Consider the following 19,709-nt stretch of genomic DNA (forward strand, 5'->3'; position numbering starts at 1 on the left):
GACGATGGACCCTGTTTTCAATGAGTTTCCTTTGCTGCAAACGGACGACCGGCTTTTCGTGACGCGCCTTCTCCTGGCAACCGGGGACAGAGACTTTGTTGAAGGACTTTACGCTTCTTTTTTGAAATCCGGCGAATATCGTCTTGAAACAGCCGTCGACCGTGAGGGCATACTCAGCCATTTCAGGAATCGCGGACCGAAAATCCCGGACATCCTCATTATCGATGCCGGCCTCCCCGGCGGACCGGTCGATAAAATTTGTACCGAAGTGAGAAAAGAATTTCCGAAAACGGTAGCGGCGATCATCGCCGTTGTGTCCGGAAGGGAGACGGACGAAATCCGGGCGCTTTACGAATCAGGGGTGAATGATTGTATGACAAAGCCGTTTTCACACGAAGAACTGATCCTGCGTATCAAAGCCCAGGCGGAAATCCTCCACCTTAGAAAAAAAGAAACGATGATCAACCACCAGCTTGCCCGGATCGACAGCCTCATCACCCTCGGTGAGGCTTTATCCGGTATTATGCATGAAATCGGGAACGTTATATCGGTGATCAAAATAGACACCCGGCTTTTACGAAACAGATTCACCGCCGTAAAAGGTGTACTCGACGAATACCTGGAAACCCGGGGTGATTTTCCGGTCGGCTCCCGCTCATATTCGGCGGTACGGGATCGTCATCATGAGGTGTATGAGAGAATACTAAGAAATATTTCAAGAATTACGAAACTCGCCGATTCGATAAAGGCCTTCGCGAAGAAGGAGTCCATGCGCGGTGAGGAGGTCGTTATTGCGGATGTCGTAAAAGAAGCGTATAAACTATGCCGGCATAAAGCCCGGAAATCCTGCGTTCGATGGCGAAAGAAAATACCGAAGAATCTGCCTCCCGTGCCGGGCAACTTTCAGTTTCTGCTTCAGGCGATGGTCAATCTTTTTATCAATGCAATCGAGGCGGCGGACAAACCGGATCCGTTCATTGGGGTTACTCTTCATTATCAAAAACGGGCGGCCCTCATGTATATTATCATCGAAGATAACGGCCGCGGTATCGAAGAACAATATCGAAAACGGATATTCGAACCTTTTTTTACCACAAAGCAAGCCATCGGAGGTACGGGACTGGGGCTGCCGCTTGTATTGAAAATCATCGAACGGCATGACGGTGTTATCCGCATCGAGTCCGAACAAGGTGAAGGGACAATCGTAACAATTATAATCCCGGCGGCAAAAACGTGAACGGACCGGTTTTTGTTATTACATGGAAACAGGTCACCACTAAAAGGATTTTATCGTGGACAAAGACGGATTACATTGATTAGAATCGCATGAAAGGAGGGTCGTGATGATGTTTCCGAGATTTTACGATGAAAATAAAATAGAGGAAATATATCTTCCGCGCTTCGATGAAATAAAGGAAGAGGCTTTCAGTCTCGAAATAAAACCTTCCTCTTCGGATGCGCGCAGGCACAGGACCGCGGTTCTTCTTATCGATTTTCAGATTGATTTCTGCAACCGGAAAGGAAGCCTTTATGTCCCCGGCGCGGAACGCGATATTGCCAATACCATCCGCTTTCTTTTGTCCAATCTCGAAAAAATAACCACCATCTACCCCACACTCGATTCACATCTCGCATTCCAGATTTTTTACGGTACCTGGTGGCTGAACGCCGAGAATAAGCATCCCGCGCCGTTCACCATTATCACGCCGGAGGATATCGAAACGGGAAAGTTCAGACCGATGCATAACCCGGAATGGAGTGTCAGGTACGTCAATACCCTGAAAGAAAACGGAAGCAAGCCCCTCTGTATCTGGCCCGAACATACGATGATCGGGACGCCGGGTCACGCACTGGTACCGTCACTTTATGAGGTCTGCTATTTCCATTCGATCGTACGTCAATCACAGACATTATTTCAGGTAAAAGGCGATATTCCTGAAAGTGAAATGTACGGCGCCTTCTCGCCCGAAGTACCGGTACCGGATAACGGCAGTGGGGGAATTAACACCGATCTGATCGGCATCCTCAATACCCACGACAAGATACTGGTCATGGGTGAGGCGAAAAGCCATTGCGTTCTCGAATCCGTCCGTCAGCTGGTCGAGTTTTTTCACGGTAAACCGGAAACACTCGTGAAAATCCATGTTTTCACCGACTGTATGAGTGCCGTCCGGCATCCGGACATCGATTTCGAGGCGATCGCGCAGAGGGAGTTCGAAGCGTTCGAGAAAAAGGGCGTTAAGATTATAAAAAGTACGGATGCGATTTTATAATACAAGAAAATAGTAATTCCCTCACCCTCCTGTTACCGATACCCGTCACTTCACCGTGAAGCGTTACCTCTTCCAACAGTGCAATGCAAACCGGGTTGCATTTTTGCAATGCCGGGTAATTTTCTGTGTTATAAAGATTTGAGACAACGTTCGCGTTTCCGCTCTTATCCTCATTGCATTTTACCAATGTCATACTTCCGCACACGAATGGCCGGGATCGAGTCAATTCATTACAGGAAAAGAGATTACATCAAATATACGTATCTGGCACATTTTTTGCAGTTAATCAATAGACAGAGAAAGAAAACAAAGGGTAGCATAATGAAAGTAATGACTGATATATTTTCCGTTATGGCGGCGATCGGCCTCGCAAATGGAATGTTTGTCATCATTGTATTGTTCAAAATCAAAAAAGGGGATACCGGCTTTAACGGGTTTATCTCGTTGATTTTTATCTGCTTTACTATCGATGCCTGCTGGGGAATAGTCTTTCAAAACATCCTCCGCCATCTATTGCCGTCATTGGTTCACTTCTGGTCCCCCGTTCGTCTGCTTTACGGCCCGATCCTCTACTTCTACGCCAAAACGACGGCGGCAGACGATGTTAACATCGGGATAAAACAATGCATCCATTTTCTTCCGTTTTTCCTTTCTCTGGGTTATTTGCTGCTCTTCTTCTCTGACGGATTTACTTCAATCGGAAATATGGCGGGACCATCCACCCATCCGCTCTTTTTAATCACGCAGGATAAAACGGATATTGTTATCGCTCTTTCCCAATTCCATTTATTCATGTACCTCCTCCGTATTATACCGATATACAGGAAATATGGAAGCGAACACTGTTCTCACGGCGATCCCCGTCACGGATTTCTTCGTTATTTTCTGTTCGTCTTTTTCGCCATACTGCTGATTAATCTTGTAACGGAAATATCGGCCGCCGCAGGGGGTAATCGGTCTATCGCCTTCGGAATATATCCGGCCCTTCTCCCCGTTATTATCTTTATAAGCGGATGTACAATGCTGATCCGTATCGCGAAACCCAGGAATGATAAAGCCGATGAAATTGAAGACGAAGCACACAACAGACCCAAATACACGCGAATCGGATTGTCGCAAAAGGAAGCCGGGAATTATATTAGCAAACTGAACGCGATCATGGAACGCGAAAAGTTGTATACCGATCCGAATATCGCCCTCCCCACGCTGGCGAAAAAGCTTTCCATACCGCGAAACACCCTCTCGTATATCATCAACAATTATATGGGACTCACCTTCTATGATTTTATCAACAAATTCCGCGTCGAACAGGTAAAAGAATTACTCGAAGATCCGGAGCATCAGGAAAACAATATACTCGAAATCGCCTATTTTTCCGGCTTCAACTCGAAATCTTCATTCAACAGCGTTTTCAAGAAACTGACGAACTTCTCCCCTTCCGAATACAGGAGGAAATTCGTCGCCACTCCCGGCTCGAGGGGAATAGATTCCCACCTGCTTTCGGGAGAAAGCCGTATGCATTCGGTAATGGGATACGCACACAGCCGGTAAACGGCGACCTGCCGGCCGCGAAAAAAAAGGCCGCCGTTTTCATTTGTCACGGCGGCCGTCGATATCGATATACACCGAACGTTAAATGATTCCCTGTGCGAGCATCGCGTTCGCCACCTTGAGGAATCCAGCGATATTCGCCCCGACGATGTAGTTGCCCGGAGCGCCGTATTCTTCCGCCGTTCCGGCCGCGTTCGAATGGATATTGACCATAATCTGATGCAGTTTATCGAGTGTCGTCTCTTTGGTCCATGCTTCCCGCTGGCTGTTTTGCGCCATCTCCAGCCCCGAACACGCGACCCCGCCCGCATTTGCCGCTTTGCCAGGTCCAAAGGAAACACCTTTCTGAACAAAGTATTCCGCCGCATCCGGGGTCGTCGGCATATTCGCACCTTCCGAAACAGCCACACAGCCGCCGGCGACGAGGGCTTTCGCATCCTCGAGATCCAGTTCATTCTGTGTCGCGCTCGGAAGCGCCACATCGATCTTTCCCGTATGCCATACGTTTTTGGGTCCGTCGCCCTTGCCGTTCTCGTAATAATCGCAGCCGAACTTCATTGCGTATTCCTTGATTCTTCCGCGCTTGATGTTCTTGAGTTCCATGACAAACTCCCACTTTTCACCTGCTTTAATCCCGGCCGGATCGTAAACCCATCCGCTTGAATCGCTCAAGGTCACTACGGTCCCCCCGAGCTGGTTTACTTTCTCACAGGCGTACTGCGCGACATTTCCGGAACCGGAAACGGCAACCCGTTTTCCTTTGAAGCCGTCCTTGTCGCCGCGCGCTTTCAACATCTCTTCCGCGAACCAGACACAGCCGTAACCGGTTGCCTCGGGCCGTCCCAGCGAACCGCCGTATTCGATCCCCTTTCCCGTCAACACACCCGTCACCACGTTGGCAAGTTTCTTGTACTGCCCGTACATAAATCCGATTTCACGGCCGCCGACGCCGATATCACCGGCAGGGACATCCGTATCCGCGCCGATATGTCTGAAAAGCTCCGTCATAAAACTCTGGCAGAACCTCATCACTTCCATATCGGATTTGCCCTTGGGATCGAAATCCGAACCGCCTTTTCCACCGCCCATGGCGAGACCGGTCAGGGAGTTCTTGAAAATCTGCTCGAATCCCAGAAATTTGAGAATACCGTCATAGACGGTCGGATGAAACCGTAATCCGCCCTTATAAGGCCCGATAGCGCTTGAGAACTGGACCCGGAAACCCCGGTTTACCTGTACATTGCCATTGTCATCCATCCACGGTACACGAAAATGAATGAGACGCTCCGGTTCCACCAGCCGTTCCACGATTCGCGCTTTGACGAACGCGGGATTCCGCTCGAGTGCCGGTTCGATCGAATCGAGAACTTCCTTGACCGCCTGATGGAACTCAGGTTCGTTCTGATTTCTTTTTACGACTTGTTCATAGATAGGATCAGTAATTTTTCCCATTATAGTAAAGCCTCCTCTACATATTTTTATTTATGGTAATTCTTCTGGCAATGCATTGCCAGATCGTTATGATTGCTCAGAATACCAGGTTTCGGTATATGTGTCAAGAAAAAAATGCTGTATTTTACGTTTTGAACCCCCAAAATATTCAACAGGCTCAAACACACGCACATCCTCAGACAGAATAGAATCTTCGGATGTGTATGTGCTTGAGCCTTGATAGCTTTTGACAGAGGGTTGAAACGAAAATCAATTGACAAGGGAGAGACAAGGTAACGTGATTTTATTTTTTACCAAAAAAACAGGTAGCGTTTGCATTACAAGACCGTGTATTTATCTGTCTCACGGTGACATATATATATCGATACCTTCCTGCTCCTGCCCCGAAAGCCCGTATTTCCGGCTGTGTTCGATATCACCGCTTCTTTGCGCAAGCCGTGCGGCCCGGATAGACTGCTCGGCCCTTTCTATGTTTGCTTCGATTTCTTTGTTATATGTACTCATATATATTAACTTCGGTTTTAACATTACGATAGAGCTGCATAATCCCGTGTTCAAAATCATCTACAAACGCCGGTTTGGCTTACATCAATTGCGTGGATTCCAGCTGAACGGGATAAAGCATTTCGATAATCATAGGGATCATTTATCATATCTTGTTCATCCCGTATATATCCTGTCTAAAATAAAAATGAAAAAACGAAAAATATGATATTATTCAATTTTATTATAAATAAACCGGAATCCCCTTTTCCTTGAGGTACGCTTTCGCCTCCCCGATGGAAATTTCGCCGAAATGGAAAATCGAAGCGGCAAGGACATTACTCGCTTTCGCCTTTGAAACGGCTTCATAGAGATGTTCGAGCGTCCCCGCACCTCCGGAGGCGGTAACGGGAATACCGACCGCTTCTGCAACCGCCTTTGTCATCTCGATGTCATAGCCGTCCTTGGTGCCGTCGGCATCCTTGCTCGTGAGAAGAATCTCGCCCGCGCCGAGGCGTTCGACCTCTTTGGCCCAGGCCACGATGTCGAGGCCGGTTCCTTCCATTCCGCCCCTGATCACGACCTCGAGCCGCGGTTTTCCGCTTCCTTCGGGATTCTTTTTCCCGTCGATGGCGACGATCAGCCGTTCCCTGCCGAATTTACCGGCCGCCTCCCCGATAAGGCGAGGATCCTTCACCGCGGAGGTATTGATCGATACCTTGTCCACACCGACCGAAAATAACGCTTCCATATCCGCGATGTCGCGTATACCTCCTCCCACGGCAAAAGGCACCGTCGTCACCTCCCGTACCTTTTTCACCCATTGGAGCCTGGTCGGCCTGTTTTCAACCGTTGCCGCGATATCGAGGAAGGTGAGTTCATCCGCCCCCTCGCGGCAGTATGTACGAGCCGCTTCGACCGGATCGCGCGCGTCCCTGAGACCCACGAACTTGATTCCTTTAACGACCCGTCCCTCCTTGATATCCAGACAGGGAATAATTTTTACCTTTTCCATGATTCCGGTTTCCTTTCAATTGTTATATTGTCTTCATTTCGTATCCCGTTTTCTTCAAATACCCGGTAGTGTGCCGAAGGCACCCGATAATCATACGAAGATGCACGACCGGTTGCGGGATTCGCCCGAAAACCTGTCAATCGAGCGGGCTAAGGCCGCGATGCCGCTGCCGGGTCCGCGATATCGGTAAAGCCTATCCTATAACTTCTTCATTCGCTCATCGAACTCTTCATAATGGAAAAGTCTCCCGTATTCGATGTACCCGGAAAGTGTATTGGAATAAACAGGGATATCCACCTCTTCCAGAATGGCAACGGGGTTGAGTCCGCCGATCACGATCGCCCCGATTCTTCCTTCATTGACGGGAATTTCAAGAAGCGACTGCCCCGGCCACCCGATGCTCATGAATCCTCCCAATCCCGCCTTATCGAGTTTTTCCGCCACTTCGATCACCCGTTCCCGGCTCGGGGCCGGCATTTCCCTGAAACTCGCCCCGATCTGGCCGTTTCCGCTTTCCGTCGCTTCCGTATAATTGGTCATTCCGCTTTTAATGAATATCTCGAGGGGATCGAGAGTGGTGCCGTCATAGTTGATGATTGCGACAAAACGGGACGGTTCGTGGTTTTTCATCTCGAGCAGCCCCCCGAACCTGGACGTTGTCGGTACACCGTAGGAAAGGAGAACACCGTTGACGGTAATCGAACAGACGGTTCCGATACCGACATATCCTTCGGGGACACTCAGTTCGCCAATTTTTTCACCTGAAGCGAAAAGCGCAAGACGATTTCCCATGGAGAACCCGGCGCGAAAAACCCTCGACATGAGGGGACCCGCGCGGGCGGAATGACGCCTCTCGATAAAACTTACATTCATGACGACATTACCGGAAAGATTTTCCAGATTGAAATCCATTTGATAGATCATCTGGTCTATTTTCGCGGCAAGAAATCCGACCTTTTCAAACACCCTCGCGCGGGTGAGTTCCTTTAATCCCTTTTCGGTGATAGACCGCCCCTGTTTTCCAAGATCTTCGGTCAACTCATCCTTGTCCAGCGCGAGAAGGTGAAACCGTACGGTCCGTTCGCTGATATCATACCCCATGCCAAGCAGCTTTTCAGTAATCAGATGACTGACCAGGGGCCCCCTCGCTTCTTTCAGTATTCTCAGTATCGCAAGACGTTTACGTTCGATCGTTTCCTTCATAGCCCGCTAACGGTTTCCTTTCAATAGACAAATTCCTTGATGATCGTGTCGATATCCTCCTGTGTGACATCGGACTTGCGTTCATATGCGATTTCCTGATTTGCTTCCCTCAATTTCTTGAGCAGGCTGAAGATGATAAGCATGAGTATTTTTATCCCCGAGTCTTTGTATTTCTTGATAAAAGCGTGCATATGATCCCGTTTTACCCGGAGGATTATCGTATTTTCCGTACTGACGATATTTGCCGTACGCTTGACTTTCAGAAAAATCCCCGCTTCTCCAAATACCTCCCCTTCGCCTATAGAGGATATGAATACCTCCCGTCCGTCCTTTTCCCTTACAATGACATTGACGGTTCCCTTTATAACGGCAAAAATGTAGGGCTGTATTTCCCCTTCGGATATGATACGTTCATGTTCGTCATAGCGATAGATTTCCGAAAGCTTCAACAGGGTTTTTCTTTCTTCTTCCGAAAGCACCTTGAAAAACACTACCTTTTTTAAATCGTCAAGGTATTGCTGATTTTCCTCTTTTCGCATCTCTTTCTCTCCCCCGGCATCAATGCCGTACCTTTTTCCACCTTCACGTTACACGCCGGTGAATGACAGGTTGTCGTATTAATGTAATTGTTATTCCCTCAACCGGATGAAAAAAATCTCGACCCGGCTACCGCTTCGGCGGCGACAATCAACGCCCTGCCGAATTGCCGGGACGCATACACGAAAATTAATTCTACTACAGAAAGACGACAATAACAAGCATGTTTTCGGGGAAACCAATTGTCGTACCGGCCGCCCGCAGGATTCAGTTCTTCAATCTTCCTCGCACCTTGTTCTCGTTCCGGTATTTTTCCATGAGCGCGGCCATCCGTTCCGCCTGCATCATGAATGTTTCGAGCCTCGATTCGATAATCTGGGGATACACATTACCGTCGGATTCGATCGAAAGAAAAGGTATTCCCATTTCTTCATTAAAATAATCGGGCAGACGGTATGCCGGATCGTGCATCTTTTTTGTCTCGATCTTTTTCATCACCTTCATCTCCGGTATCATGAGGGCCTCGGTAAAACGAACCGGCATACAGCCAAACGGCCCGATATTGATGATTCCCGCCAGTTTTTCGATCGAATCCTTCATGGCGGTCCCCAGGGTCAATGCGGTTTCTCCCTTGTGCTCTTTCGGGAGAATATGCTCGCTGTGCTTTATCAATGGATCGATTTCCGTCCGTTCGAACTGATAATAGAGACTCCTTGAAAGAATCCGCTTGATTTTTTTCTCGACATGTCCCATATAGATATTTCTCACGATCATCTCGATCTTGTCGATGAGTGAATGAGCGGGTTCCAGAAGCCCCTTCTTTATGAGCCATTCGAGATAGAGAATGAACTCGCCGACATACGCGTCCTTGATGATGAAACCTTTTTCCGCAAAACGCCTGTTCAGCCATTTATGACAGAACCCGTCCCGCCTTACATATATTTCTCCGCACATAGCGATGTATTTCGACTCCTCGATGGGTCTGCGCGCCGGCGCCTCATGGCGTAGCCGGTGCGCCAGTCTCCGTAAAGGCTTATACAGCTTCCCGACGCCTTTTCCCGCGGCTTCGACGATTTTTTCGAACTCTTCCGAGAAAATCCCGTTCGCCCGTTCCGGATCAAGCGCATTCGCCCATATCGCCGAACGGACATCGTCCAGCACGTCGCCGGCGGTTATATTTTCCCAGGCCATCATGGCAAAGACCGGTCCCATTCCGGCGTAGGCATCCTCGTTCGAGAGGGTGAGTGTCGTCACATTCCGCAGCCGTTTTCTCCTGATCACGTCCTTGATCAGGATATTATACTGCCCGACCCGGCACGGCCCCGCGGATTCATTCACGAAAAAGGCGATGTATTTTCTTCCGTCCCAGTACCGGTCCATATAATCGATAAGATGTCCCACGCAAAGAATAAACGGCAGGCACTCCTTCCCCGTCGTATACGCGCGTCCCTTTTTAAGGGTTTCGCTGGTCGCTTCCGGCATCGCGAAGGCGTTTATCCCGAGTGACCTGAATCCCGCAGCAAAGATAGGGGTCGCGATATCGCCCATGGACGGAAGGACGACGACAACACGTTTGTCGGTAAGCGGAACCTTTTCTCCGTTCGAGGCTACGAAATAGTTGATGTTTTGATGCACCTTAAGCCGGGCGGGCCTGTAGTCGCTGTAATCCGTTTCCCGGATCGTATGAATGATTTTTCTGTAATTGCGTATGATATCGAGCGCCGCCTCGATTCGGGTATTGATACCGGCGTCCGCCGTATGCCCGTCCAGTTCGAGGGTGAGGGAGGGCTTCACGTCCATCAGCGTCCTGAACTGCGGGATAATCATCGAATCCGGCGCGCAGACAAAATTGGTGATATAGGTGGCGAAAAGCTGGGGATGCCGCTTGACGATACGCGCGGCTTTCAATATCTTTTTCCCTATCTCCCAGTACATATGGTCCCCCACTTCCTCTTCCTGGTAGTCGAGCATATCATACGGGATCACCGTGATGCCGCGTGAGGCAAACTTTTGGGGAATACCCTTGTTGGCGTCATCACAGAACGCGTTATAGGGCCGTCCGAAAAGAACGATCGCGAAATCATCCGGATTGTCATCGAGTCGTTCGAGCAATTCACCGGCCAGCCGGTTCATCTCCCGGTTGCACGAATGCTGCATTTCCACCGCGGCCGCGTAAGCCTCCCTGATTTTACCGATGTCGTCGATCCCTATCCGGCCGGCGATATCGATGAAAACATGTTCCTGCGTACGGTACCCGTGCGAAAAATCGAGGACGGTATCGATTATTTTCCCGTCTTTGAAATCACGGTCCTTGAACGCCTGTTTGAGTATGAAAGGCTCCCCGCTCACGAAAACGCAGGTCGCGTTGTAGTTGGTTCTGTGGTGTTCCTCATCATTGACGAACATCTCGATGAGCATCGGTACAAAGATATAATCCGGGTCTTTATCGAGAAGATCGCTGAACATACCGAGTGAAATCTGCATCGGATAACAGAAGGAAGTCAATTCCCGTTCAATCCCTTCCTCCTTGACCGTATCCGCCAGAACGACTCTCATCCCGAGTCGCGAGAAAAAATTATAGTAGAGCGGATAAAGCGTATGGGTATGAAAAGACTGATTTATGCCGACGGTTGGAGCATTGTCGGGAATCCGGAGAGGCGGTGAGTACTTTTTGAACAATAATTCGTATCTCTTTTTGACATAATCGAATGAATCCGGATCAACGGCGATATTGTACCGCATATTGTAATACTTGTTGCACGCCCCGCCGAACGGATAGGTTTTACCGTTGATTTCCATTATGTTAATCGCGCACTTCCTGTCGCATTTTTCTTTCCCTCCTTTGCAGACAAAGGATTTTTTACAGGTGACCTCCCGTTCAGCCAGTTCTTTCAAAGAGAAACGTTGTTCTTCGAGAAAACCCATGGCCAGCTTCTGTTTCACTTCAAGGGCCACCCCGAACGCGCCCATCAGTCCGGGTTCGGGAGGAACGATGATTTCCTTGCCGGTGATCGCCGCCATCGCGATCGGAACCGAACTGTTGTAACAGACCCCCCCCTGCATAAACACCTTTCTGCCCACGGTCCTCGTTCCCTTGACGCGGTTGATATAGTTGAGACAGATGGAATACACCAATCCCGCGACGACATCTTCACGGCTGATATCTTCCTGAAAGGCCGTTTTGATGTCGCTCGAGATAAAAGCCGCGCACTGATCATTGAAGTTGGGGGGCCTCGTACTTTTCATGGCAATCGGGGCGATTTCTTTCACGTCGATCCCGAGTGACTCGTATGCCGCCTCTTCCAGAAACGAACCCGTCCCGGCGGAACATGCCTCGTTCATGGCGTAATCCGCCGGCACCTTGTTGACGATATAGGTATATTTGGCATCCTGGCCCCCGATCTCGAAAATCGTATCGACATCCCCGTCAAAATAAGTCGCCGCGGTCGCATGGGCCACGATTTCATTGATAATGCCCCCGGTAAGGGCGTGAAGACCGGCAATCTGCCTTCCCGACCCCGTCACGCCAAGACCGATGATCTCGATGTTCTCCGGCACCTGTTCCAGTAACGAACGGTAGCACTCTCTTGAGGCGCGGACGGGATTGCCGTTTGTACGCAGGTATACCGAACCCACGATACGGTTGTCCTCCGTCTTTATAATAACGGCCTTTGTGGTCGTGGAACCGACATCCAGGCCGATAATACACCGGTCTCCGTCTTTCGCGTGTGAACGCTCCATTTCCTTGAAGACTACCTTGTCGGTAAATCGGGAGAGGGGTTCGAGAAAGGAAAAGGAGCTTTTCCTGTTTTTAAAAACATTTTCCATCGATGTCAACGGCGGTACATTCGGACGGTCGAACGCGGCGAGGGCGGCGCCGAGGGCCTCGAAACACGCCGCATACGGGGGTATCTCGATACAGTCTATTTTTTTCTTCAAAAAATCGACGACACTGTCGTTTTTCGTTACACCGCCCACGACAATGATACGGTTGTGCGGCACTTTACGGAGAAGCTCTTCCGCCTTGTCCGCTATCATATACGCCAACCCCGCGGTTACCTCACCGAGGGGGGTGCCTTTGTTCAATGCGTGGGTACAATCCGATTTACAGAAAACGGAACATCTTCCCGATACCTTGAAGGGAGGGGAGTCCCGGGCGAGGGCGACCGCTTCGTCGATGGAGAGATTCATTCGTTTGATCTGTTGCAGGAAAAATTCTCCCGTCCCCGAAGCGCATTTATTTCCCGTTACAACGCTTGAAATCCTGTTTTCAGTATCGAGGGGGTAAACGATGAATGTTTCTCCGCCCAGACTCGCGACCGCATCGCAGGAAGCACCATCCCGGTTGACAAATCCAAGCGCGGCCTCAATCGCCTCCGGTTCCGAAATCGTAACCAGATTCACCAGTTCACGAAACTTTCTGCCCGTTACAATGACGGGATTTCCTTCGGCGGCGAGTGATGCCATGTACCGGCCGAACACCCCTTTCGGGTCGCCGTTATGGGTAATCGACTCGGTATGAACTATGTTGATATCATGATTACCATCACCCGCCACCGTCACAAAGGAGACGGTCGATGCCCCCAGACAGACACCTGTAGCCTTTTTCATCTTTCATCCCTCACTTGTCACTCGGTATTCGAATCCGTCGCCAATACCACAACCGGCATTTGGTATACTTCCCACCTCACAATAAAGGGCAATCATATAATAAATATGACGGATAAGCAAGAGAATATCCACTACCATTCGAATTGTCTATTCTTCCCGTCAATTTCCTTGATTCATCTCCTTTATTTTTTTATATTATAGAAAACGGCCGCAGAAGGAGGAAACTATCATCGAACATGAAAAACAGCCCGATTGTCTAATTAAACTGGTCATCGATCCGCACTGGGAATTGATTGAAAGCATAAGGGAGTTTATCGAGGAAATTTCCTTCAAGAACAGTGAAAAAAAATCCTTTGCGGCCGCAGCGGCACTCGCGACCAGTGAACTCCTCGAAAATGCGGTGAAATTCTCAAAAGGAGAAGAAATAGGTCTCACAATCGTCTATATCCTTTCCCCGCCGCGTAACGGCAAAGTGATGATTACCGTTGATAACGTTTCCGATTCAAAGCATATCAAAACACTCCGTTCATTACTCGCTGAAATACATAAAAACACTCCGCAGCAAGCGTATCTGAGAAAAATGAAAGAGATTACGGAAAGGGATTTTCACGATTCGACATCCCGCCTGGGACTCGCACGTATCCATTACGAAGCCATGGCAGACTGTTCACTGAAGGTCAACCGTAACCATGTATCGATAACAGCAACAATTGTCAATAATAATATTTAAACAAGGAGAAGAAATCATGGAGAATTTTACTATTTCGGATAAAGCATCGATTGAAATAAATGAAGAAAATAAAACGATAACGATGAACTGGAATGGTATCGTGGACTCCGAAAACGCCAATTCCATCATGAGAGATTTTCTTGTCGATTTTCATACACAATGTAAAACAAAGGGTATACAAAAACTTATTTCCAATTTCAGCCGGATAACATTTATGTTTTCCTCCGGTATCAAGACCCTTATCAGCTGGTTCAAGCTTATAACCGATGACAAATTCTACGATATCTCGGTTCTCTATAACAATAAGGTCCGTTGGCAGGATGTGACGTTCGAATCCATACGGATTATCATAAAAAATATCGAACTCAAAGGGATCGAGCCCATAAAATAATCACGGGCGCTTTGACTTCTTTTGATCATATACACCGTCCTGCTTCCACGGGCGGTTTCTCCTTTAAAAATATATTGTTATTTTACCGTTACTTTTTTCAATATTCCTAGAAATATCACATCGCTTAACTTAAGCTTCTAGTATTCATAATACCGTCATGACACGTCGTCATATCGACCCGATCGGCGAGTTTGCAGGAATCGGGACTGAATGAAGGGACGACATGTCGGTTACGATTCTCAAACAGGGAGGTACAGGATGGAAAACGAGTTAATCAAAACCGCAAGCGGAAAAAATCCGGAGGAAGTGATCAACAAGATAAAAGACGACCGGACCGGATTTATCCTTTTTTTCTACGGCGCCGATATTGACACCGAATCCCTCTACAACACTCTGAAAAAGACGGATGTGTTGTTCGCGGGGTGCATGGATTCGGGAAGATTGTACGACAATTCGTACCTGCTCGACACCACATCAGTCACCGCCATGTCGTTTTCGAAAAAGCTTTTCTCCTCTTCCGCTTTCGGTCTCATCGACATGTCGCCGGAAATTTCCCCGGACGAGGTGCGGTCGGCGAGTAAAAAAACATTTATCCGGGCGGCACAGGAGGCATCCATTTCTTTGGACAATCCGGACATGGAACGTGATTTTGCAATCAATCTCTGTTACGGACTCAACTCGGCAACGCCATTCCTGGAAGGCCAGTCTGAAGCGGGGATGATGCTCCAGACTGTCGGTGGAAGCTCCGGCGGTAAAACCGATTTCGTGACAACCAACGTCATGTCGCATCTGGGCCGGGGCAAAATCGGTGTCGTTGCCCTCTTTAAGCTGGCGGACGAATACGCTTTCAAAGCGGGCCGCGTATCGAGTTTCGATATTCTTCAAGGCAAAAAACTCACGGTAACAAAACTCGACGGCCCCCGCCACATCGTCGAATTTGACGGGAGACCGGCGAGCGAAGCGTACGCACAGGCGGTCCGGCTCGAAGGGAAAGACCTCACCCCGGACACATTCGCCAACTATACCCTCGGTATCGAACCCGGTGACGGCGAACGGCTTATCACCAGTATCATGACAACCGATGAAAGCGGCAAGGGGCTTTTGACCTATAATGACGTCATTGAACAGACCGTCTTTTACCTTTTCAAGGCGATCGATCAACGCCGCGACAGGTCTTCCATACTCAAAGGGCTTTCATCCCAGAAACTCCTCGCCTACATCTCCTTTGATTGTATCCTCTGTTACCTTGCCAGAAATACACTCGACCAGGTAGACGCAATCGCGGGTATGTACGGGGAATACCTTCCCGGAATTCCAAAAACGGGATTCGGTACCTTCAGTGAGAATATCTGCGGGGCGAACATTAACCAGACGGAAACCTATCTTGCCATTTACCGAAAGAAATAGATCATAAGGAGTAATGCCATGGGAACAGGAACTGTTTTCAGATTATTAAACGATATATTTAAATTCAAACAATTAGACGGAGAGTTTGCGGAAACAAAGAAGAGGATCATCCGTATCCGGCTGAGTCTCGCAACGGGTCTTTCAGTTAAAAAATTCACCCCGACGTCGCCGGACACCTCGGATGAACTGAACAAAATCGTCGCCGCTTTGAAAAAACCGGAATTCGGTTGCGCCGATTTTCCGTTTGACACATATAACGTCTGACTCTTGCCGTTTTATAACAGGCGGGACATGCAGGTGCCGCGGGTTCCACGATACCGTCTGCGTCTGCGGATGCGTAGTCGGAACTGCCGCTTTATTCTAACAGAGGTTTATCGATAAAAAAAGCCGGCGTATCAACCGGCTTGGAGATAATCTGACAGAAGAGACTTATCAAGTTTCTCTTACTCAGATCTCACCATTACTGAATTTTCTCTTCAGCCAATGAAAATATAAATTATTCAGGTTGTTTTGTCAAGTTTTTTTTTCAGGATTTATTGACAACCCGGAAAGGCGGCATATAATTCATTGTAAATTGAAACAAAAGGAGGATGATATGCCGACTATCGTGAAGGTGATCGAAGTTGTTTCCGAATCGGCGAAAAGCTGGGAGGACGCGGCGCAAAATGCCGTCATCGACGCATCGAAAACAGTGAAAAACATTACCGGCGTCGATGTTATCGGGTTCAAAGGAGAAGTCAAAAACAACAGGATCGTAAAATTCAAAGCCCACTGCAAGATAGCCTTTATCGTGGAACCGTAACATACACGGGACGGCCGGGGCGTCCTTCAGGGTTCCGGAAGCAAGGAGAAAAGCGGTCCCGTCATATACGGGGACGCAGGTGATCGGAAATCCGGCAAATTTCATCGAAGAGACGCGAGACCTCTTCTATCCCGTAATCTTCGAAGTTCGCCGGATTCATCCAGAACTCTTCCAGATTTCCCCTCTTTTCTTTCTCATAGGCGAGTACTTTCAGCATCATCTGCGCCTTATCGAGACCTGAAACAAGCCTCGCTTCAGGAGAGGATTTTTCATCGAGTTCCTTCATGAGTTCGGTGTAACCCGGAGTGAGGTCACTGAAGAGATTATCCATGATGTTTCGTTCAGCGCGCAGCTTCTCTTTTTTAAAATAAAGATCGGTGACGGGCATCGGGATATCCATTAAAACGGCTTCAGGAATGTCATGGACTAAAGCCATTTCGATCGCTTTTCCCTTTTCAAAGCGGTCCGGATACCGTTCCGTAAAAAGCATAACCAGGAGGGCGAGAAAATGGCTGTGGGCGGCAACGGACTCGGGATCGGAGACTCCCCGAAGCAGAAATCCCGCCCGCGGCACCCGTTCGAGCGGATGAATACTGCCGAAAAACCGTATAATATGTCGTTCAAAACTCCCCGGAGCCTTTGCCATATATATACCCAGCAAATCCTTTCAGTACGGCTTTTTTCAGGCGGGCGGGCACGTTGTCAGCCGTTTTTTATTTTCATGCCCAGCACGATACAGGCGAGGGTCACCGTTACCGAATTCGAGACAATGATCGGAATGTCATTAATAAAGAGACCGTAAATCAGCCAGACAAAAACACCAAAAGTGAAAACGGCGTACATGACAAGGGAGATGCCTTTTGTGTCCCTTGTCTTTAATGTCTTTATTACCTGCGGAACAAAAGACGCGGTCGTACAGGTCGCCGCGACAAAACCGAGAATCTGTATCCATTTCATCGAACGGTATCTTACCTGAAAATCCCGATCGTGGGAAGCTGTATTCATCCGATTTGCCGGAAAATCCTGTTCACGGGCTCGATACGCTAGTGGAATACCTGAGAAGCCCATCGTGATTCACGGAAACAACTTTTAAGAAAATGGATGATTGACCCGGCCGGTATGAATTGAGTATTTTTTTTACCGTAACCGGAGGTAATCGATGATGAATGAAAGGAGAGTGTCGCCCCGTGCGGAACTGACTGTTATCGTGAACCAATCGATCAACGCCCGCGCGCCAATTAAAAATATCAGCGACAACGGTATCTGCCTTCTTGCCGAAACCGAATTCAACCGGGGAGATATTCTTTCCATCGTATTCAATCTTCCCGTTAGAAAGGAAATCAGGGCATACACCAAGGTCATATGGAGCAGGAAAGTCGAATCATCTCTCTATGAAAACGGACTTCAATTCTGGTATATCGACGAAGAAGACAGGCAGTTTATCTCACACCTTGTTCATGAACACATGAAATGTCCTCCCGGAAGCTGACGATCGGTATAAACCGCCTGAAAAATGTAAAAAGCCGCCTCGAAAAAAGGCGGCTTTTTGCGAACGATGACGGAGGAAATACATCCATCGTACCGGACAATAACCGGCGTTTAGAACCGAAACCACGGGAGAAGGATTTCCAGCGTCATTCGACCCATATGCCGAGGCAGATGTCCGAACTCAACCGGTTTGTTTCCGCCGTGGCCATCCTGAAAGTCGCTCCGTCATCCTCCGATATACCGATACCGCCTCCCCATGTCGCGGCATACAGCGTATTATACCGATACGTGATATCACGAATGCAGGACTCTATGAGTCCATCCGCCGCTACCGGCGTAAATGTCCACCCCCCGTCTTCGGATAGACTTACCCCGCCGGTGGTGGCGGCGAATACCTTTTTCCCGTACGCGCATATCGAATAACAATTGACGCTGCCCAGGCCGTCCGTGACTGCCGTAAAGGATTGTCCTGCGTCATCCGATATACCGATCCCACCCCCCCATGTCGCCGCAAAAATTCTACCCTCGTGAATATAAACGTCGCGGCAATCGGTGGACTCAAGTCCCTTTGTCACGTTTATGAAGGTATCGCCGCCGTCGGTGGAAATGCTCACTCCCATTAACGTGGCCACATATATCGTTCTCCCGTCGGCATAAATACCCCTGCATTTATCGTGGCCCAGACCGTTATTCGTTGTCCTGAATTTGAAATTTTGCAGCCCCTGATACAAAATACCGATACCGCCGTCGGTCGCGATATATACGGTCCGGTCTCTCACAAACACATTATTGCACTGATTGGTTGCATCCGAATAGTTCTTTTTTAAAATACCCGTTTCCTCGACATTTTCGAGTATCGCGATGCCCATTTCCGTGGCGACATAGAAAACGCCATTCTCCCCGAAAACACTTTTGCAGGTAAGCTCCGGGATATCGGCCTTTCGGAAGCTGTAGCCGTCATCGAACGAATAATCGAATCCGTACCGCGTCGCGACATAAACAAAGGGATTGACGACAATTTCCAGACTCGCGCACGGGGATACATTACCGGCTTTGTCCTTTGACCTGACGGAGAACGAGTGAGTGCCTTTGGAGAGACCGGAGGAAGGAGTGAATGAAGCGGATAACGTGACGACCCACTCCCCGCCGTCAAGACAATACTCATACACGTCCGCATCGTCGCATGCCGTCCACGTCCATGTCGGCGTGAAATCATTCGTCGGACTCTTTCCCGAAACATATGGTGTCAACGGGGGGGTCCCGTCGATTGAAAAGCAAACGGTCGTACTCGCCGACTTCCCGTTCTTTTCCGTGGAAACGGTGAGGGTGTAAGATCCGTCCTCACCGATGACGGTCCCGCTTTGAAAAGCGGCCGGCCTGCCGTTCTCCTTTTGGAGGACGCCCGAATAAACCTCCCCTTCAGGGGCTTTGAATTCCGGTCGACAGGAGATGTAGAGACCGCCGTCTTCCACACCGCTTATTTCAGGCGGAACGGGCGGACCTGATTCATCCACCGGATCGTCTTTTACCGAATGTGTTTCCGCATCGGGAAGCGAACAACCGGAAAGAAACAGAAATATAACCGTGATAATAGTAACCATGAGTGGGCATACAATGCATATTTTTTTATTTTTCATATTTTAACTCTTTACTTTTATATTACTTTTTTTATAAACCGTAATATCCGCCATGTCAATCATTTTTTTTAAAAGCGGTAATTTTTTTATATCTCCTCCGATTTTCCTCAAATACCCCGAATCCGCTTG

At 48.8% G+C, this 19,709-nt stretch carries 18 protein-coding genes; 9 read left to right on the forward strand and 9 right to left on the reverse strand.

Features of this window, described 5'->3' with window-relative positions:
- The first annotated feature begins 4 nt into the window (after positions 1 to 4).
- From JW881_14580 to JW881_14590, 3 genes are all read left to right on the forward strand, one after another.
- Positions 5 to 1,237 carry a response regulator gene (locus JW881_14580; GenBank protein ID MBN1698738.1) on the forward strand — a complete coding sequence of 411 codons (1,233 nt, stop codon included), beginning with the start codon at positions 5 to 7 and terminating at the stop codon, positions 1,235 to 1,237.
- Positions 1,238 to 1,343: 106 nt separating this feature from the next.
- Positions 1,344 to 2,273, forward strand: a complete 930-nt coding sequence (locus tag JW881_14585) for a hypothetical protein (protein ID MBN1698739.1) — start codon at positions 1,344 to 1,346, stop codon at positions 2,271 to 2,273.
- A gap of 321 nt (positions 2,274 to 2,594) precedes the next feature.
- Positions 2,595 to 3,824, forward strand: coding sequence for a helix-turn-helix transcriptional regulator (locus JW881_14590; GenBank protein ID MBN1698740.1), 1,230 nt, complete (start codon positions 2,595 to 2,597; stop codon positions 3,822 to 3,824).
- Between the two features lie 81 nt (positions 3,825 to 3,905).
- Here the strand turns inward: JW881_14590 and gdhA are convergent, their stop codons facing one another.
- The 6 genes from gdhA to JW881_14620 form a co-directional block, all read right to left on the reverse strand.
- Positions 3,906 to 5,276, reverse strand: a complete 1,371-nt coding sequence (gene gdhA / locus JW881_14595; protein MBN1698741.1) for an NADP-specific glutamate dehydrogenase — start codon at positions 5,274 to 5,276, stop codon at positions 3,906 to 3,908.
- Between the two features lie 342 nt (positions 5,277 to 5,618).
- Positions 5,619 to 5,780, reverse strand: coding sequence for a hypothetical protein (locus JW881_14600; protein MBN1698742.1), 162 nt, complete (start codon positions 5,778 to 5,780; stop codon positions 5,619 to 5,621).
- Positions 5,781 to 6,003: 223 nt separating this feature from the next.
- On the reverse strand, positions 6,004 to 6,774 hold the full coding sequence (hisF, locus tag JW881_14605) for an imidazole glycerol phosphate synthase subunit HisF (protein MBN1698743.1): 771 nt from the start codon (positions 6,772 to 6,774) through the stop codon (positions 6,004 to 6,006).
- Positions 6,775 to 6,972: 198 nt separating this feature from the next.
- Complete coding sequence (locus JW881_14610) at positions 6,973 to 7,977, reverse strand: DUF128 domain-containing protein (GenBank protein MBN1698744.1); 1,005 nt, start codon at positions 7,975 to 7,977, stop codon at positions 6,973 to 6,975.
- 20 nt (positions 7,978 to 7,997) lie between these two features.
- Positions 7,998 to 8,516, reverse strand: coding sequence for a cyclic nucleotide-binding domain-containing protein (locus JW881_14615; protein MBN1698745.1), 519 nt, complete (start codon positions 8,514 to 8,516; stop codon positions 7,998 to 8,000).
- Between the two features lie 265 nt (positions 8,517 to 8,781).
- A complete protein-coding gene (locus JW881_14620) occupies positions 8,782 to 13,125 on the reverse strand; it encodes a hypothetical protein (GenBank protein ID MBN1698746.1) in 4,344 nt (1,447 codons plus the stop codon).
- 289 nt (positions 13,126 to 13,414) lie between these two features.
- Between JW881_14620 and JW881_14625 the strand changes: the two genes are divergently transcribed.
- From JW881_14625 to JW881_14645, 5 genes are all read left to right on the forward strand, one after another.
- The gene (locus JW881_14625; GenBank protein MBN1698747.1) at positions 13,415 to 13,855 is read left to right on the forward strand and encodes a hypothetical protein; all 441 of its coding nucleotides are present in this window, start codon (positions 13,415 to 13,417) and stop codon (positions 13,853 to 13,855) included.
- Positions 13,856 to 13,871: 16 nt separating this feature from the next.
- The gene (locus JW881_14630; GenBank protein ID MBN1698748.1) at positions 13,872 to 14,246 is read left to right on the forward strand and encodes a hypothetical protein; all 375 of its coding nucleotides are present in this window, start codon (positions 13,872 to 13,874) and stop codon (positions 14,244 to 14,246) included.
- Between the two features lie 258 nt (positions 14,247 to 14,504).
- Entirely contained in the window at positions 14,505 to 15,653 is a 1,149-nt protein-coding gene (locus JW881_14635; protein ID MBN1698749.1) for a hypothetical protein, read from the forward strand.
- 18 nt (positions 15,654 to 15,671) lie between these two features.
- The gene (locus JW881_14640; protein ID MBN1698750.1) at positions 15,672 to 15,917 is read left to right on the forward strand and encodes a hypothetical protein; all 246 of its coding nucleotides are present in this window, start codon (positions 15,672 to 15,674) and stop codon (positions 15,915 to 15,917) included.
- 331 nt (positions 15,918 to 16,248) lie between these two features.
- Positions 16,249 to 16,455 (forward strand): dodecin domain-containing protein, encoded by a 207-nt coding sequence (locus JW881_14645; protein MBN1698751.1) that lies wholly within the window; start codon positions 16,249 to 16,251, stop codon positions 16,453 to 16,455.
- A gap of 61 nt (positions 16,456 to 16,516) precedes the next feature.
- Here JW881_14645 and JW881_14650 read toward each other — a convergent pair whose 3' ends face one another.
- A complete protein-coding gene (locus JW881_14650; GenBank protein MBN1698752.1) occupies positions 16,517 to 17,101 on the reverse strand; it encodes an HD domain-containing protein in 585 nt (194 codons plus the stop codon).
- Between the two features lie 56 nt (positions 17,102 to 17,157).
- Positions 17,158 to 17,412, reverse strand: a complete 255-nt coding sequence (locus tag JW881_14655; protein MBN1698753.1) for a SemiSWEET transporter — start codon at positions 17,410 to 17,412, stop codon at positions 17,158 to 17,160.
- A 202-nt stretch (positions 17,413 to 17,614) separates the two neighbouring features.
- On the opposite strand from JW881_14655, the gene JW881_14660 reads away from it, so the two are divergent.
- Positions 17,615 to 17,944 (forward strand): PilZ domain-containing protein, encoded by a 330-nt coding sequence (locus JW881_14660; GenBank protein MBN1698754.1) that lies wholly within the window; start codon positions 17,615 to 17,617, stop codon positions 17,942 to 17,944.
- Positions 17,945 to 18,089: 145 nt separating this feature from the next.
- On the opposite strand, the gene JW881_14665 is transcribed toward JW881_14660, so the two are convergent.
- On the reverse strand, positions 18,090 to 19,580 hold the full coding sequence (locus JW881_14665) for a hypothetical protein (GenBank protein ID MBN1698755.1): 1,491 nt from the start codon (positions 19,578 to 19,580) through the stop codon (positions 18,090 to 18,092).
- Positions 19,581 to 19,709 lie beyond the last annotated feature (129 nt).

The sequence above is a fragment of the Spirochaetales bacterium genome, assembly GCA_016930085.1.
Classification (GTDB): domain Bacteria; phylum Spirochaetota; class Spirochaetia; order SZUA-6; family JAFGRV01; genus JAFGHO01.

Excerpts from the sequence above, each read along its gene's own strand:
- JW881_14580 (MBN1698738.1), top strand. The coding sequence starts at position 5 with ATGGACCCTGTTTTCAATGAGTTTCCTTTGCTGCAAACGGACGACCGG.
- JW881_14585 (MBN1698739.1), top strand. The coding sequence starts at position 1,344 with ATGATGTTTCCGAGATTTTACGATGAAAATAAAATAGAGGAAATATAT.
- JW881_14590 (MBN1698740.1), top strand. The coding sequence starts at position 2,595 with ATGAAAGTAATGACTGATATATTTTCCGTTATGGCGGCGATCGGCCTC.
- gdhA (MBN1698741.1), bottom strand. The coding sequence starts at position 5,276 with ATGGGAAAAATTACTGATCCTATCTATGAACAAGTCGTAAAAAGAAAT.
- JW881_14600 (MBN1698742.1), bottom strand. The coding sequence starts at position 5,780 with ATGAGTACATATAACAAAGAAATCGAAGCAAACATAGAAAGGGCCGAG.
- hisF (MBN1698743.1), bottom strand. The coding sequence starts at position 6,774 with ATGGAAAAGGTAAAAATTATTCCCTGTCTGGATATCAAGGAGGGACGG.
- JW881_14610 (MBN1698744.1), bottom strand. The coding sequence starts at position 7,977 with ATGAAGGAAACGATCGAACGTAAACGTCTTGCGATACTGAGAATACTG.
- JW881_14615 (MBN1698745.1), bottom strand. The coding sequence starts at position 8,516 with ATGCGAAAAGAGGAAAATCAGCAATACCTTGACGATTTAAAAAAGGTA.
- JW881_14620 (MBN1698746.1), bottom strand. The coding sequence starts at position 13,125 with ATGAAAAAGGCTACAGGTGTCTGTCTGGGGGCATCGACCGTCTCCTTT.
- JW881_14630 (MBN1698748.1), top strand. The coding sequence starts at position 13,872 with ATGGAGAATTTTACTATTTCGGATAAAGCATCGATTGAAATAAATGAA.
- JW881_14635 (MBN1698749.1), top strand. The coding sequence starts at position 14,505 with ATGGAAAACGAGTTAATCAAAACCGCAAGCGGAAAAAATCCGGAGGAA.
- JW881_14640 (MBN1698750.1), top strand. The coding sequence starts at position 15,672 with ATGGGAACAGGAACTGTTTTCAGATTATTAAACGATATATTTAAATTC.
- JW881_14645 (MBN1698751.1), top strand. The coding sequence starts at position 16,249 with ATGCCGACTATCGTGAAGGTGATCGAAGTTGTTTCCGAATCGGCGAAA.
- JW881_14650 (MBN1698752.1), bottom strand. The coding sequence starts at position 17,101 with ATGGCAAAGGCTCCGGGGAGTTTTGAACGACATATTATACGGTTTTTC.
- JW881_14655 (MBN1698753.1), bottom strand. The coding sequence starts at position 17,412 with ATGAAATGGATACAGATTCTCGGTTTTGTCGCGGCGACCTGTACGACC.
- JW881_14660 (MBN1698754.1), top strand. The coding sequence starts at position 17,615 with ATGATGAATGAAAGGAGAGTGTCGCCCCGTGCGGAACTGACTGTTATC.
- JW881_14665 (MBN1698755.1), bottom strand. The coding sequence starts at position 19,580 with ATGAAAAATAAAAAAATATGCATTGTATGCCCACTCATGGTTACTATT.